Annotated in this window: 13 protein-coding genes; 9 read left to right on the forward strand and 4 right to left on the reverse strand. The window is 50.3% G+C overall.

Annotated features, from left to right (window positions below):
* Positions 1-15: 15 nt before the first annotated feature.
* The 5 genes from HPT30_RS25795 to HPT30_RS25815 all read left to right on the forward strand — a co-directional run bounded on the left by HPT30_RS25795 (position 16) and on the right by HPT30_RS25815 (position 5,812).
* Entirely contained in the window at positions 16-2,748 is a 2,733-nt protein-coding gene (locus tag HPT30_RS25795; RefSeq protein WP_312876377.1) for a GH36-type glycosyl hydrolase domain-containing protein, read from the forward strand.
* A gap of 47 nt (positions 2,749-2,795) precedes the next feature.
* A complete protein-coding gene (locus HPT30_RS25800) occupies positions 2,796-3,683 on the forward strand; it encodes a hypothetical protein (RefSeq protein ID WP_175374161.1) in 888 nt (295 codons plus the stop codon).
* A 104-nt stretch (positions 3,684-3,787) separates the two neighbouring features.
* Complete coding sequence (serC, locus tag HPT30_RS25805) at positions 3,788-4,876, forward strand: 3-phosphoserine/phosphohydroxythreonine transaminase (protein WP_175374162.1); 1,089 nt, start codon at positions 3,788-3,790, stop codon at positions 4,874-4,876.
* 94 nt (positions 4,877-4,970) lie between these two features.
* A complete protein-coding gene (gene trmL, locus HPT30_RS25810; protein ID WP_175374163.1) occupies positions 4,971-5,435 on the forward strand; it encodes a tRNA (uridine(34)/cytosine(34)/5-carboxymethylaminomethyluridine(34)-2'-O)-methyltransferase TrmL in 465 nt (154 codons plus the stop codon).
* A gap of 122 nt (positions 5,436-5,557) precedes the next feature.
* Positions 5,558-5,812 (forward strand): AbrB/MazE/SpoVT family DNA-binding domain-containing protein, encoded by a 255-nt coding sequence (locus HPT30_RS25815; RefSeq protein ID WP_066373981.1) that lies wholly within the window; start codon positions 5,558-5,560, stop codon positions 5,810-5,812.
* 373 nt (positions 5,813-6,185) lie between these two features.
* On the opposite strand, the gene HPT30_RS25820 is transcribed toward HPT30_RS25815, so the two are convergent.
* Together HPT30_RS25820 and HPT30_RS25825 are read right to left on the reverse strand one after the other, a co-directional pair.
* Positions 6,186-7,250 (reverse strand): phosphodiester glycosidase family protein, encoded by a 1,065-nt coding sequence (locus HPT30_RS25820; RefSeq protein WP_175374164.1) that lies wholly within the window; start codon positions 7,248-7,250, stop codon positions 6,186-6,188.
* Complete coding sequence (locus HPT30_RS25825; RefSeq protein WP_066373983.1) at positions 7,247-7,654, reverse strand: hypothetical protein; 408 nt, start codon at positions 7,652-7,654, stop codon at positions 7,247-7,249. The genes HPT30_RS25820 and HPT30_RS25825 overlap by 4 nt, the downstream gene beginning before the upstream one ends.
* Positions 7,655-7,940: 286 nt before the next feature.
* Here HPT30_RS25825 and HPT30_RS25830 point away from each other — a divergent pair, with 286 nt between their 5' ends.
* Positions 7,941-8,597, forward strand: coding sequence for a response regulator transcription factor (locus HPT30_RS25830; RefSeq protein WP_175374165.1), 657 nt, complete (start codon positions 7,941-7,943; stop codon positions 8,595-8,597).
* Positions 8,598-8,665: 68 nt separating this feature from the next.
* Positions 8,666-9,883: an aminotransferase-like domain-containing protein gene (locus HPT30_RS25835; protein WP_175374166.1), complete on the forward strand. Its 1,218-nt coding sequence runs from the start codon at positions 8,666-8,668 to the stop codon at positions 9,881-9,883.
* A 104-nt stretch (positions 9,884-9,987) separates the two neighbouring features.
* On the opposite strand, the gene HPT30_RS25840 is transcribed toward HPT30_RS25835, so the two are convergent.
* A complete protein-coding gene (locus tag HPT30_RS25840) occupies positions 9,988-10,890 on the reverse strand; it encodes a DUF2161 family putative PD-(D/E)XK-type phosphodiesterase (protein ID WP_175374167.1) in 903 nt (300 codons plus the stop codon).
* A 226-nt stretch (positions 10,891-11,116) separates the two neighbouring features.
* Here HPT30_RS25840 and HPT30_RS25845 point away from each other — a divergent pair, with 226 nt between their 5' ends.
* Entirely contained in the window at positions 11,117-13,012 is a 1,896-nt protein-coding gene (locus HPT30_RS25845) for an ATP-dependent protease PrkA (protein WP_175374168.1), read from the forward strand.
* 53 nt (positions 13,013-13,065) lie between these two features.
* Here the strand turns inward: HPT30_RS25845 and HPT30_RS25850 are convergent, their stop codons facing one another.
* Positions 13,066-13,791, reverse strand: a complete 726-nt coding sequence (locus HPT30_RS25850) for a hypothetical protein (protein WP_175374169.1) — start codon at positions 13,789-13,791, stop codon at positions 13,066-13,068.
* 150 nt (positions 13,792-13,941) lie between these two features.
* Here HPT30_RS25850 and HPT30_RS25855 point away from each other — a divergent pair, with 150 nt between their 5' ends.
* Complete coding sequence (locus HPT30_RS25855; RefSeq protein ID WP_246317451.1) at positions 13,942-14,871, forward strand: AraC family transcriptional regulator; 930 nt, start codon at positions 13,942-13,944, stop codon at positions 14,869-14,871.
* Positions 14,872-15,051: the final 180 nt, after the last annotated feature.

Genomic DNA, 15,051 nt, shown 5'->3' on the forward strand with positions numbered 1-15,051 from the left:
AGAGGATGGATATTAGTGGAGCGCAATGAAATCAAAGGCTGGAAATTTACAGGAAAGAATGGGGAGTTCAGACTCCCGCAGCCGGATCGCAGCAGTTTTTTATATTTTCCGTTGGTAAATGAGGGTGGCATGATGTCTTCGATCACGCCAAAGCTTCACGGCCAGGCTACTTCAGGGCATAATACGTTTCTGACACCTCCATTGTCGGTAGAGGATTTGCATAATTCGCGGGCCTCCCGTAACTTCTGGGTGTATGTAGAAGGCAAAGGGGCTTGGTCGGCAGCGGGAAACTCTGCCAAACAAAACGCTGATTTCTATCAGGACAACGCTGACGAGTCTGAACTGGAGGCTGGTCTGCTCTGGCACCGGGTGACCCGCAGTAACAAAGAACTCGGCGTTTCTGCTGAGATTACCAGCTTTGTGCCATGCGGCGAAGACAAGGTAGAATTGACGAAGGTTGTTCTGACGAATACAGGAGCAGAGAAAATCACACTGACATCAACAGCGGCTATTCCTTTGTATGCCCGGTCCGCAGATGACTTGCGCGATCACCGTCATGTGACATCCCTGCTGAACCGGGTCTACACTTCTCCGTTCGGTATTGAAGTTCAACCGGCACTCTCTTTCGATGAACGCGGTCACCGTGTGAATCACACCTCGTACGGGGTGTTCGGAGCGGAAGAGAACGGCAGTGGTCCGGTCGGATTCTTCCCTGTGCAGGAAGAGTTCATCGGCGAAGGCGGAAGCCTGGACTGGCCGGAGGCCGTAGTGCTGAACAGTAAGCCAGCCATCTACTCTGAAGCCGAACTGGAAGGTTATGAGGCGCTGGGCGGGCTCCGGTTTGCCGAGACGGTACTGAATCCAGGTGAAAGCCATTCTTACATTATTGTGCTGGCGATTGAAGGCGAGCGGATCGATGTTCCTGTGCTTATGCAGAAATTCGGCACAGCCGCAGCCTTCGATGCCAAGCTGGAAGAGAATAAATCGTTCTGGAATGACAAGGTAAATACCGTAGAATTCCAGACTGGTGAACATGATGTTGACCAGTGGATGAAGTGGGTAACCCTTCAACCGGTACTGAGAAGACTTTACGGGAACTCCTTCCTTCCATATCACGATTATGGCAGAGGGGGACGCGGCTGGCGTGACCTTTGGCAAGACTGCCTTGCGCTGCTTATCATGGAGCCGGAAGAAGTACGCAGCCTTCTTCTGAACAACTATGCCGGTGTGCGGATTGACGGCAGTAATGCGACCATTATTGGCTCGCAGCCAGGCGAATTTATCGCTGACCGCAACAATATTCCGCGGGTCTGGATGGACCACGGGGCTTGGCCGTTCCTGACTACCATGCTGTATCTGGATCAGAGTGGTGATCTTGATTTCTTGTTGCAGGAGCAAATCTACTTCCGCGATGTCTTCATGAACCGTGCCCAGAAACGCGATACTTCATGGGATGCCGAGGCAGGCAGCTCGCTAAGAACGGCCTCCGGCGAAGTGTATACCGGTACCATTCTGGAGCATATCCTTCTGCAAAACCTGGTTCCATTCTTCAACGTTGGCGAGCACAACAACATTCTGCTTGAAGGCGCGGATTGGAATGACGGGCTGGATATGGCAGCAGACCGCGGGGAAAGTGTGACCTTCACATCCTTCTATGCCAGCAACCTGCTTGATATTGCCCGCCTGCTGCGCGACCTGAAGGAGCGCAAGGGTCTGTCGACCGTTGAACTGGCGGAAGAGATGACGGTGCTGTTTGATTCTCTTGGCGAAGGTGTGGATTATACTTCTGTATCGGGCAAGCACGAGCAGCTTGAGCGCTACTATGCGGCAGCGCCAAATAAAGTTAGTGGTGTCCGGGTAGCACTGGATATTGACAAGGTAGCAGCAGACCTGGAGCGCAAGGCTAATTGGCTCTTCGAACATCTGCGTAGCAATGAATGGGTACAAGCGGAAGACGGTGGCGGCTGGTTCAACGGTTATTACAATAATGACGGTGAACGCGTAGAGGGCGAATTCCCTGGTGGCGTCCGCATGACGTTGACAGGTCAGGTATTCCCGCTCCTTGGCCATGCTGCTGCACCTGAACAGATTCCGAATATTATTAACGCTGTGGAGAAAAATCTGCTAGACGATAAAATCGGTTACCGCTTAAATTCCCGTTTTGGCGGGATTCAGCAGAACCTCGGCCGTGCGTTTGGTTTTGCCTTCGGCCATAAAGAGAATGGTGCGATGTTCAGCCATATGACGGTTATGTACGGCAACGCGCTCTATAAACGCGGATATGTTAAGGAAGGGCGGAAAGTGCTGGATTCCTTGTATCAGCTTAGTGCTGATTTTGCAACCAGCCGCATGTATCCGGGGATTCCGGAGTATATCAATGAGCAGGGACGCGGCATGTATACGTATTTGACCGGCTCGGCTAGCTGGCTGCTGCTGACCATGGTCACTGAAGTGTTCGGTGTCAAAGGAAAGCTGGGCGACTTGCTGCTCCAGCCTAAACTGGTGCAAGAGCAATTCGACAATAACGGACAGGCAGGAATTAAGACTATCTTCGCAGGCCGTGAGCTGGAGGTCGTCTATACGTCGACTAATCGTTCTGCCTATGGGGAGTATCAAATTCAGGGAGTTACATTGAATGGCACTCCTGTGGTGCTACAGCACAGTTTAGAAGGAGTTATCATCCCACGTGCAGTACTAAACGCTCTGTCAGCTGACAAACGTCATTTACTTGAAGTGGAACTGGCGTAATCGACGGTTCATCTCTACCCTTGCACTGCTGAAAGGATGCAATCTTTATGGGCAATATATTATCGAATGGCATCCTGTCGGTCGAAATTGCTGAGATGGGAGCCTATACAGGCTCCCGTTTCGATTGGACAGGATTTATCACTCAAGTAACCCTGGAACAAGGGAAACATACGTTTTGTGTGCCGGAAAGTCTGATTCCCGGACAAGGCAGCGGAGGCAGGGGATTATGCAACGAATTTGGCATTTCCCGGGCAATTGGATATGACGAGGTTCCGGTTGGGGGCTGGTTCCCGAAGCCAGGTGTCGGCTTGCTGCAGAGGAGAAATCTGGACTCTTACAGCTTTATGGGGGATTACGAGCGGACTTTGTTTGTTGCCGAAGTAGAGGCAAGTTCAGACTCTATCACATATACGGTTCAGCCAATGGAATGTAATGGATACAGCATGCTCTTAACTAAGAGAATAGCCATCCATCAGAATACATTGACCATTGACTATGCGCTTGAAAACAAAGGAACAAAGACTATCGAAACAGAAGAATATATTCATAATTTCATCGGGATCGACGGCAATGCGGTCGGTGTGGACTATGAACTACGACTGCCAGGTGTTATTTCCATTGAAAAGCCCGAATCCTCTTATACATCGGAATTGCTGCTGACGGAAGGAGAACGGCTTAGCTGGAAGCGCCAGCCGGACCGTCCTTTCTATTGCATGCTTTCCTCTGATGCCAAAGGAGAGGCTGACTTCAACTGGGAGCTAATTCATAAGCCAAGCGGAGTCGGGCTGAGGGAAATTGGAGATTTTCCCATTTCACAAATCGCTTTGTGGGGAGTAGGGCATGTGATCTCTCCTGAAGTTTTTGTGAACATTAGTCTTTTACCGCGTCAAAGCAAGCACTGGCGCCGTTCTTACGAGTTTTTCAAGCTTTCCTAAGGTATAAACTCGTCTCCTATGTGAATAATTATACTTGCTGGTGTGTGAGATTACTGCTATCATATCGATATCCATATTGATAGGAGAGAAAGGGTGGGAGAGTTTTGAGCAAGAGAGCATACAATTTTAATGCCGGTCCTGCGGCACTGCCGTTAGAAGTATTGGAACGCGCACAAGCGGAGTTTGTGGATTTTCGGGAGAGCGGAATGTCTATTATGGAGATGTCGCACCGTGGGGCCATATACGAATCTGTGCATAACGAAGCACAACAACGTCTGCTTTCGCTTTTGGGCAACCCGACAGGCTACAAGGTTTTGTTCACTCAGGGCGGAGCGAGTACCCAATTTGCAATGATCCCGCTCAACTTCCTTTCCGAAGGTAAAGTGGGCAGCTATGTGATGACAGGCAGCTGGGCGGATAAAGCTTACAAAGAAGCCAAGCTGGTGGGCGGCGTTCATGTCGCAGCTTCCTCGGAAGAGCAGAAATTTCTGAAGATTCCTGAGCTGAGCTCCATCAAGGCTGCGGACAATGCAGCTTATCTGCATGTAACGTCGAATGAAACCATTGAAGGCACACAGTACGCCGAATTCCCGGATTCCGGTTCCATTCCGCTTATTGGAGATATGTCCAGCGATATTCTGAGTCGCGCGTTCGATGTGAATAAGTTCGGGCTGATTTATGCAGGTGCCCAGAAGAATCTGGGACCGTCCGGGGTAACGGTGGTTATCGCCAAGGAAGAACTTATTGCTGAGTCCCCTTCCCATATTCCGACAATCCTGCGTTACAGCACTCATACGAAGAATAACTCTTTGTACAATACGCCACCATCCTTCTCTGTATATATGGTTAATGAAGTGTTAAAATGGATTGAAGAGCAAGGCGGCTTGGCTGGGGTTGAATCCAAAAACCGTGAAAAGGCCGGTCTCTTATATGAATACATTGATGGAAGTGACGGTTTCTACCGTGGCGTCGCCGATCCAGGCAGCCGCTCCATCATGAACGTTACGTTCCGGATGCAGTCGGAAGACCTGGAGAAGCAATTTGTAAAAGCTGCGGAACTGGAAGGCTTTATCGGTCTTAAGGGTCACCGTAGTGTTGGCGGCCTGCGCGCTTCCATTTACAACGCTGTTCCTTACGAGAACGTTAAGGCACTTGCCGATTTCATGAAGCATTTCCGGCAAACTCAAGGTTAATCAATGCTGTTCCTGACCTTCCGCCAACAGGCGGAAGGTTTTCTGCTTTAACAATACAAGGATTTATAGTCCGGACAGAGAGGAATTACAAACTATGGCACTTCACATCGTTCTAGTCGAGCCGGAAATCCCGGCAAACACCGGTAATATCTCACGCACTTGTGCGGCAACAGGTACGCATCTGCATCTGGTACGTCCACTGGGGTTCCGCACGGATGATGCTACGTTGAAACGGGCGGGATTGGACTACTGGCACGCGGTTCATATTGAATATCATGATTCCTTCGCGGAAGTTTTGGAGAAATATAGCGAAGGGCGTTTTTTCTATGCAACGACAAAGGCAGACAAGCGGTACAGTGATTTTGAATTTCAGGATGGCGATTTCTTTGTGTTTGGCAAAGAAACCAAGGGGCTCCCGGCGGAGATTCTCGAAGCAGGGAAAGAAACCTGTATGCGGATGCCGATGAGTACAGCGGTGAGATCGCTTAATTTATCAAATTCGGCAGCTATTATTGTCTACGAAGCCCTCCGTCAGCTGGATTTTCCACAACTTGTTTAAAATAAGACATGTTTTTTTATTAATTCAGCAGGATTCGACAATTTCATAACGAAATCTTAGTACAGGTCCGATATAAATATGTAATCCATTATTTAGTTGAACAGGAGAGGTGTAAGTTAGATATGAAACCTGCTGGTGTAGTTCGCAAAGTGGATCAACTTGGTAGAATTGTTCTGCCAAAATCCCTGCGCAAGAGATATCAAATGAATGAAGGAGATCCGGTGGAAATTTTGGTACAAGGCGACCACATTATTTTGGAGCGCTACCGTCCGAAATGTGTATTCTGCGGATCGATGGAAGAAGTAAGCGAGTATAAAGATCGTTATATTTGTGCCGAGTGCCTTACAGAGATGACTCATTTGCAAAGACATGCATAATATAACGGTTAAGCCTTCTCATTAGAGAAGTCGCTCGAACTATGATTACATAAGAAAAAGCACCGCTTCTTGCGGTGCTTTTTCTTATGTAGGCCGGGCTCGCCAGTCACTTTCCTAAAAGGAGCCAAGCAGTCCAACGTCTGCTTCACGCAAACAAGGATTTCTTTAGAGGCCTTTGGTTTTATCTTCGTTGTAAGAAGCAGTTAAAATGCCGGTCAGGAATAGAACGAAAACAAGGGTAACGATCCAAAAGGTCAATGAAAACGACATGCCGGGCACCTCCAAAAGGGACTGTATTCGTTATCATGATTATACCCTTTCATCTGGTAAAAATAAACGTAAATGTGAGAAGTGACATAGACAATCTATCCTATTACTTAAAAAACAGGAAATTCGTAGGCACAGGCCGCAGATTGCCATCCGAAGGCTTGTTCACCACTCTTCCGTTAAAGATCAGCGAGGAAGAGCCTCCTCCATCTAAATTATACGCATCTATAACTCCCATATTAAAGAGCTTGTCCTGTAATTCCTCTAACGTGGCTCCAGAGCTGCCGTTCTCATTGTATCCGTCGGCGACCAGAATCAGGAGTTGATCATCTTTATATTTACCCATCACCGTACGAGGAGCTCGCTTGGGAGATAGCTTCCATTTCTCGGGGATCGGCATCTTCATGCTGTCCTTCAAAAGAACAGGAACGAAGGTTGCACCAAATTGTGGTTCCAGCTGGTCCAATTGCTCACGGCTGTAAAATTTACCGCCGATCAGTTGGCCGTTCTTATTCAGCCCGACGAAGCTAAGATCCTTGAAACTTGACTCAAAGCCGTTCAAGTATTGGCCCCCGACTACAGTTGTGCTTAAAGGATAACGCTTGCCATCCTTGTCTGCAAAACCGCCGGCATTAATTCCGGCGATGGCGCCGCTGCGGCTGACGGCACGCATTGTGGTCTCTGCTCCACTTACTGCATCCGCGAGGCTCATGGTCGCTGCAGACGCATCTTTAAGCTTGATTTTCAAGGCATAAGCTTTATAATTTCCAGGGTTAAGCTGGAACAGCTCGATGACAATACGGTCGCTGCTCACGACTTCGGAAGGAATGCCAAGCTTCACGCTAATCCGGCGATTGTAAATGATCTGTGGGCGAGAGGCCTGCGTCTCTGCTGTATTCACAATTTGGTTCATTTCGCTCGTGGTGGCCTTGTAGAGCTTGGCACTGGCACTAACGGAATCTATTGTGTAGGCTGCGGCAGCCTGGGCTTGAATCAGTTCTTGTTTGATTAAGCTCGTCTCCTTCACTGGTCCTTGCACAGGAGAGAATTGATCTACATGGAGCTGCAAATCAAGCGGGGGCTGAATCCACAATAGACCAATCAAGAGGCCGATGAACGGAGCGGTTAACAGCATGAAGAAGCGATTGACTCTTTTGACAGGTGTCATCATTTGAGCAGATCCATTTCTTTCTTGAGTGCATCAAGCTGCTTGCGTACCTCGCTGAGCTGGGTATATAGCTTGTTGCTGTTGTCTGTCTTTGCGCTCGCGTTATCCTTGGTGAAGGTCAACAGTTCGTTGAAGGTCTGCACAGTGCTCTGCAGTTCCTTAACTTCATCAGAGAGGGCGGAGATTCTAGCTTCATAATCGGTCTTCAAAACGGTAAGCTGCTGCTGGCTTTGTGCGCTGAGCTGACTCAGCACCTGCTGCTTCAGATGGTTGGTGTAGCTGTATACGGCATAAACGCCAATTCCGATCATCACAACCCAGAACAGTAAAAACCATTTTACGGAAGATCCGTTTCTCGCAGCCGTACGGCGCGATTGAACCGGTGTCGTTTCCGCTAGCGGTTGCATTTTATCACCTCGGGGCTTGTTCTTTTCAAGTCCCCATTCTATCAGACTTTGATTATTTTCGCAAAAATGTAAGAGAGCCAGATCATGATAAAAAATAATTGCATCCTATTAAACTACTGCGATACAATTTGCTATAGATTGGAATATCTGTGGGACGTATTCAAGGTAAGTAACAGAGAGAATTAGGCCAATAAGACATCATACATCCTTGCTTGCGTCAAACCGGAACCGCCGCGGCGCTTTCCATTCTGGGTAAATACATATATAGCAGGAGGTCTGGGCGTCAATGATGAAGGTTTGGCAGGTGGTCATTGTGGGATGTCATCCCACAAGCATGCTGGGAACGAAGTTGATTCTGGAAGAAGGAGGGGAACTGGAGGTTCTGGGGATGTATTCTACATGGGCTGAAGGGGCCGCGGTAGTGCGGGAGAAGCAGCCTAATCTGGTGCTTACCGATTATCAAATGCCAGATGGAGAGGTAGAGAGTGTGCTGTTTGACATGAAGAACAGTTCGCCAGCCTCTCATTTTGTTGTTATGACCGACGAAGACGGCAGAGAACTGCTGCAATCATTTATAGAACTTGGGGCCAGCGGCATACTATCCAAAGGGGCATCACCCGGACAATTGCTGCAGCTGATCAAAGGATTACGTGAAGGCTTTATCTCTATCCCGCTAGAATGGATCAAGAAGGGCTTCTGGCCGATATCCCCGTCCAAAGGACTCGACAGCGTTCTACAATTAACCCAGACAGAGACTTTTATAATGGAACGAATTGTGCAGGGGATTACGTATGACAAAATTGCGCTGGAGATTGATGTGAGCCGCCGTTCTATTGATAACTACCTCCGCAAAATCTATGTGAAGCTGGATGTCACTACAAGGGCACAAGCGATTGAAAAATTCGCACTCTTCTCCAGACAGCACCGACAAATCTACGCTTGAGCTAGAGCAGGACGACATAATGCTGGCAGGGCCTGAATATTCTTGGAACGAGGGAGGGGGGATTTCGCATGAAATATGACTTTTCCGCACGTGCTCACACGCTGTTGTCATCACAGCTCCTGAGCATACGTACCCAAACGCGGAGAGGCTCCATGATATCGCTAGCCGAAGAATTACCTGCGGAAGAGTTATTCCCACTATCCTTGCTGGCCGAGACAGCTTCCACGGTCATCTCTGCCGATGCCGGTGCGCTCCAGTATGGAGACCCGGAAGGATATGGGCCACTGCGTGAATGGTTAATAGGGGACTGGTTAAAAGCCAAAGGAGTGGCCGTCGCCGAAGGCGGGGTGCTGCTGACAACAGGCAGCCAGCAAGCTATTGATCTGCTATCCCGGGTCTATATTGATCCAGGGGACTGTGTGCTGGTCGAAAATCCGACTTCACCAGGTATGCTCCAGGCGCTGCGGATGCAGGGGGCTGTGATTATTCCAGTCCAGGGCGACAGGGATGGATTGCTTCCGGATCATCTGCGAAGCCAGATCCTTCAGCACCGTCCCAAGATGCTGTATGCAGCACCGAGCTTTACCAATCCAAGCGGAGTTCTATGGAGCCTTACACGGCGCAAGGAGATTCTGGAGCTGTGTATCGCGCATGATGTGCTGATTGTAGAAGATGATTCTTATGGAGATCTTCACTTTGAGCGGTACAATGAGCATCCTCTCGGCAAGTATCCGTCGCTGTATGCGCTGGAAAATGTCAGCGACGGTGGACATGTACTCTACATCGGTTCCTTTAGCAAAACGGTTGCTCCTGCGCTGCGCACAGGCTGGGCGGCTGGAAGTCGTGAGCTGATCTCTGTAATGGCTGCGGCAAAACAAATGGCGGACTGGCAGTCGAGTTCTCTGAACCAGCGGCTGCTACATCATCTGCTGGATGTCTCCGCATTTGATTTGCGGGAACATATCAAGCTGCTGAATCGGGAGTATCATACACGTTTCAAGTTGATGATCGAGCTGCTAAAGCGGCCCGCCTGGAAGCAGAGCTCATATGAGCTTCCTGTAGGGGGCATGTTCCTCTGGGTGTCCCTTCCTGATGGAATGGACGTCAATGCACTGCTCCGCTGCGCGCTGGGCAAGGGTGTTGCTTTTCTGCCCGGGCCTCTGTGCAGTGTGAATGGCGGAGGGCAATATATCCGCCTGAACTTTACCCATCCGGGCCGCGATGAGCTGCTGCTCGGCATGAATCTGATGAGCGAGGCGGTTACCGAGTTCACCGCTCGTAGTTAAAGCGGCTGGTCGGGTGTACGCTGACCCGGAACAGGCGTGACTTGAATAACGTGAAGAAGCATCCCGTGGGCCGGGATGCTTTTTGTTATGGGGCGGGGCGGCTGTTACACGCCCGCTGTCACGTTCCCGGTGACAGCGGCATACTCCACGAGGGCGGCATGCCCGCCCTTGGTGAGGGTGTAGCGGCCACGGGTGATCCGCAGGAACCAGCCGTAGTAGTTGTGCTGCAGGATGGCCGCTGCGCCGGGCACTCCGCTGCGCTTGCGCAGCTCCGCCGGGGTGATACCGGCGGAGGTCTCTGCCGCCGCGCTGCCAGCGGCGGCAATCTCAGGCCGGGCAGCCAGCAGCTGCTGCCCGGCCTGTTCCGCTTCCGCCATTGCAGCGGAAGCGAACTCGGACGGCTGCTCCGCAGCAGCCGTCACATCGTCCCGTTCAGCGCTGCCGCGCGCTGAACGGACGCCCTGCAGCTCGGCCTCCGCCTCCTGCAGTGCCAAGGCCACGCGCAGCGCCTTCTCACGATAGGCGGTAACGAGCTTGACGCCCGTGCTGCCGCCGGTGTTGTAGTCGCCGCTGCGCTCGTGAAACTCATAGAGCAGACGCTCGCGCCGCCGACCGCCGCCCCGCTGGGCGGGCAAGGTCTCGTCCGGCTCCGCCAGCACCTCTACCACCGGAGCCTTCGTCTTGTAGAAGGTTACGGTGATAAGCCCGAGACCGAGCCGGCGGCAGAGTCCGCTCAATTCGCCCCAGCGCTGATTGACCGCGCCTTTCTTGTCCCGGTTGCGCTCGACCGCAAGGTAGACGCTTGGGCTGAGCTTCAGCCGTTCAACCCCCTGCAGCAGCAGGGCGAGGTTGAAGGATTTTTTCATCTCCACGATCAGCGGCGGTTCTCCATTCTCCCGGATGCCTACCAGGTCGCAGGTCCGCACCTCACCCTTGATCTCATAACCCTGCTTTTCAAAAAAAACTTTCAATGGAGCATACAGCTCCGTCTCATGCCGTACGGCCATAGTTTGTCACTCCTGTACCCCATATTCACAGGGTCTGCTGCCCGGTATTTAAAACAGGCATGATCGCCCATCTCTAACTTTGTGGGGTGATTTACTGATTCTCTATTATAGCACAGCAAAAAATAGGTCAACTATTCGGGGCTTGCCGCATAGGTATGTAATACACTTTTGAAACCCATTTGGAGCCATAGAGGAGCATTAGGAGCGCAAGAGGAGGCAGCGAGCAATGGACATTTTTGAGCGTATAGCTTCGTATCGGGCTGAGAACGACCGTTTGGCGTGGAACGGCACCTTCAAGGATTATGTTGAACTGCTGAAGAAAGACCCATCTCCCGCCAAAACCGCTCACGCCCGTGTATACGACATGATCAAATCTCACGGCGTAGAGGAAATTAATGGACGCAAAAGGTATAAGTTTTTTGAACAGGAGATTTTCGGTCTGGACCGGGCCGTGGAAAAGCTGGTGGAGGAATATTTCCATTCTGCCGCGCGGCGCCTGGATGTTCGCAAACGGATTCTGCTGCTGATGGGGCCTGTCAGCGGAGGGAAATCGACACTCGTTACGCTACTCAAACGTGGCCTGGAGCAATATTCAAGAACGCCGGAAGGTGCTGTGTATGCTGTTGAGGGCTGCCCGATGCATGAGGACCCGCTGCATTTGATCCCGCATGAGCTGCGTCCCGAGATTGAACGAGAGCTTGGCGTGCGTATTGAGGGCAACCTGTGCCCCTCCTGCCAAATGCGGCTGAAGAATGAATATGGTGGCGACATTGAGAAGGTTGGCGTAGTACGCGTCATTTTATCAGAGGAAGAACGGGTGGGCATCGGTACCTTCAGTCCATCTGATCCCAAGTCGCAGGATATTGCCGATCTGACCGGTAGCATCGACTTCTCCACCATTACCGAATTCGGCTCGGAATCCGATCCGCGCGCATACCGTTTCGACGGGGAATTGAATAAAGCCAACCGGGGATTGATGGAGTTCCAGGAGATGCTGAAATGCGATGAGAAATTCCTCTGGAACCTGTTGTCGCTTACCCAAGAGGGGAACTTTAAGGCTGGGCGATTCGCGTTAATTAGTGCGGATGAGCTTATTGTGGCCCATACCAACGAAACGGAGTACAAATCCTTTATCTCGAATAAAAAGAATGAGGCGCTGCAGTCCCGCATGATCGTTATGCCCGTTCCGTACAATCTCAGAGTCTCTGAAGAGGAAAAGATTTATGCAAAGCTCATTTCCCAGAGTGACATGAAGCATGTGCATATTGCTCCTCACGCGCTGCGTGCAGCGGCGATTTTCTCGATCTTGACCCGTCTGAAGGAGAGCAAGAAGCAGGGGATGGATCTCATCAAGAAGCTGCGGATGTACGACGGAGAAGAGGTCGAGGGCTACAAGGAAGCGGACCTGAAGGAAATGCAAACCGAATATCAGGACGAAGGGATGTCCGGCATCGATCCACGTTATGTTATCAACCGGATCTCTAGTGCGCTGATCAAAGGCGATTTGCAGTGCATGAACGCACTGGATGTTCTGCGGGCGATCAAGGACGGTCTGGATCAGCACCCTTCCATCACCAAGGAGGAGCGGGAACGGTATCTGAACTTTATCTCCATTGCCCGCAAGGAATACGATGTTTTGGCGAAAAGTGAAGTGCAAAAGGCATTCGTCTATTCCTTCGAGGAGTCGGCCAAAACGCTGTTCGAGAATTATCTCGACAACATCGAGGCCTTCTGCAACTGGGCCAAAATCCGTGATCCCCTCACGGATGAGGAGATGGAGCCGGATGAGCGGCTGATGCGCTCTATTGAAGAGCAGATTGGCATCTCCGAGAATGCCAAGAAGGCGTTCCGGGAAGAGATTCTGATTCGAATCTCCGCCTACTCCCGCAAAGGGAAGAAGTTCGAATACAACAACCATGACCGCTTGCGTGAAGCCATCGAGAAGAAGCTGTTCGCAGATCTCAAGGATATTGTCAAAATCACCACCTCTTCCAAAACACCGGATGAGAGCCAGCTGAAACGGATCAACGAGGTGACGAGACGTCTGATCGACGAGCATAACTACTGCCCGGTATGCGCCAACGAGCTGCTGCGCTATGTCGGAAGCCTGCTGAACCGCTAATTTAAAAAGGAATATCCTAAGCCGTCACAACTGGCTAAGGATATTCCTTTTCTTTACTCTGCTGAATCCTTGGATTCATTGATTTTGCCGCCTAAATTAAAGCCTAACTCCCCGTTATATTTGCCAAAGTGACCGTTGATTCCAAGGCCCGCTCCTTGACCGCCCCCGAACTGAGCTTTGGCCTGTGCGCCGACACCGTTATCTCCGCCTAGATGCAATCCGGTATTGAACCCGGCGCCCTGACTTTGGCTCAAGTGACCTTCTGCGTTAGCATTTAAACCGTACTTACCGCCCAATTGCGCTTCAGTATTAAATCCGACGCCTTGACCAATGCTGAGATGCGAATTCGCTTGTGCATTAATTCCGTATTGGCCCAAGGCTTGCGCTTCAGTATTGAACCCAAGCCCCTGACTAGTGTCCAGATGTGCGTTGCCCTGCGCATGGATGCCATATTGCTTTGACCCCAGGTGGGCATCAGCCTGTGTACCTACGCCATTGTAGTTCAGATGTCCACCGGCATTAAAGCCAACGCCGTGCTTACCGCCGATATCCGCTCCTGTTTTTACAGTAACGCCTTGCCCGCTGCCCACACTTGCGTTCAACTGACCATTCACAATATGCTCTTTCGGGTTCTGGGTGTTTTGGGGAGGAGATGTTGGACTGACTTCCGAGCGGTGATGAAAGTAATGACAATAAGGGTACTGAATGTAACGAGGGGTATATAGATAAACTGGCTGTTGATGATATTGACGGTTTGGATACTGATTCCCATAGGTCATGCGAAATACCTCCATTAGTAAGATAATGATATCAGCCTATTCTATTCATCCTGGAACCTGAATGACACAGCATAAAGCGCTGAGAGCATCCTCCCAGACCCTATTTTTTCAGCAAAACAGGAACAGTCACCTTGGCAGCCAATTGCTATAATGAAATCACCGTACGGGGAAAGGCTGGGTGAGTGCTTGAATTACAGTAAGGATATTGAGCGATGTATCGAATACATTGAACAAAATATTAAAGAAAATTTAACGCCTGAAAATATTGCCGCTGCCTCCGGTTATTCGCTGTACCATTTTTGCCGGGTGTTCAGTTTGTGCAAAGAGATGTCCGTAATGGAGTATGTACGGAGCCGCAGGCTGTCTTTGGCTTCAATCGAATTATTTAATGGAAAAAGGATTATAGATATTGCGCAGGATTATGGCTTTGAGACACAGAGCGGTTTTGCCAAGGCATTCCGAAAAGCTTTTGGTTACAGTCCCTCGCAGTATGCTGCACGGATGGACGGATTTCTTCAGAATGAATCTATTTTCGAAATCGGAGGTTATTTGATGAACCCTGTTATTGTAAAAAAGCCAGCGTTCAAGGTTGCCGGTTATGGCATTCAAACGAATGTGGCTGAAGGCAACTATACGAAGGATGCCGCTTCTTTCTGGAGTCAATATGAAGGAGAAAATTTGGAATCCAAAATGTACGAGATTCTGAATCCGCCTAAGCATGGAGAAGTGGGGCTGTGCATTCCTGCCTTGGATAGCGGTAACGCCACATATCTCCTGGGTGTGATTGTAGAAGACTTCAACCAGGTGAACGGGGATATGCTGACTGCGAGCGTGCCTGAAGCGGAATATGCTGTCTTTACCACGCCGCCTGTGGATACCTCGGAAGGGAAGGATCAGAGCGATTTTGTTCAGGTGATCAAGAGCACTTGGAAGTATATTTTTGAAGACTGGTTTCCTGGGAGCAATTATATATATGACGAGGGCAAGCTGGACTTTGAGTTCTATGACGAGCGCTGCCATTCTCGGGTAGATACGGTGATGGAGATTTATGTGCCTGTGAAAGAGCGGTCAGAGCAATAATAATCCGTGTGCCTGATGTGGTTCGGTTAAAAGTCTAACTGACGAGGGATTGGACTTCTACGCCCCTCACATTATTTGTCTGATAGTATTTCTATTGTATCGATCGTCAAAAAGGCCCGCAGCGCACACAAGTGCGAGCGGGCTTTTCCTGTAGGTGCATCTTCTTGAAAATTCCTTACC

The sequence above is a fragment of the Paenibacillus agri genome (assembly GCF_013359945.1).
Lineage (GTDB): Bacteria > Bacillota > Bacilli > Paenibacillales > Paenibacillaceae > Paenibacillus_AQ > Paenibacillus_AQ agri.

Bases quoted from the DNA above. Each gene is read 5' to 3' on its own strand.
- HPT30_RS25800 (WP_175374161.1), top strand. From the start codon at position 2,796: ATGGGCAATATATTATCGAATGGCATCCTGTCGGTCGAAATTGCTGAG.
- trmL (WP_175374163.1), top strand. From the start codon at position 4,971: ATGGCACTTCACATCGTTCTAGTCGAGCCGGAAATCCCGGCAAACACC.
- HPT30_RS25815 (WP_066373981.1), top strand. From the start codon at position 5,558: ATGAAACCTGCTGGTGTAGTTCGCAAAGTGGATCAACTTGGTAGAATT.
- HPT30_RS25820 (WP_175374164.1), bottom strand. From the start codon at position 7,250: ATGATGACACCTGTCAAAAGAGTCAATCGCTTCTTCATGCTGTTAACC.
- HPT30_RS25825 (WP_066373983.1), bottom strand. From the start codon at position 7,654: ATGCAACCGCTAGCGGAAACGACACCGGTTCAATCGCGCCGTACGGCT.
- HPT30_RS25830 (WP_175374165.1), top strand. From the start codon at position 7,941: ATGATGAAGGTTTGGCAGGTGGTCATTGTGGGATGTCATCCCACAAGC.
- HPT30_RS25835 (WP_175374166.1), top strand. From the start codon at position 8,666: ATGAAATATGACTTTTCCGCACGTGCTCACACGCTGTTGTCATCACAG.
- HPT30_RS25840 (WP_175374167.1), bottom strand. From the start codon at position 10,890: ATGGCCGTACGGCATGAGACGGAGCTGTATGCTCCATTGAAAGTTTTT.
- HPT30_RS25845 (WP_175374168.1), top strand. From the start codon at position 11,117: ATGGACATTTTTGAGCGTATAGCTTCGTATCGGGCTGAGAACGACCGT.
- HPT30_RS25850 (WP_175374169.1), bottom strand. From the start codon at position 13,791: ATGACCTATGGGAATCAGTATCCAAACCGTCAATATCATCAACAGCCA.
- HPT30_RS25855 (WP_246317451.1), top strand. From the start codon at position 13,942: ATGAAATCACCGTACGGGGAAAGGCTGGGTGAGTGCTTGAATTACAGT.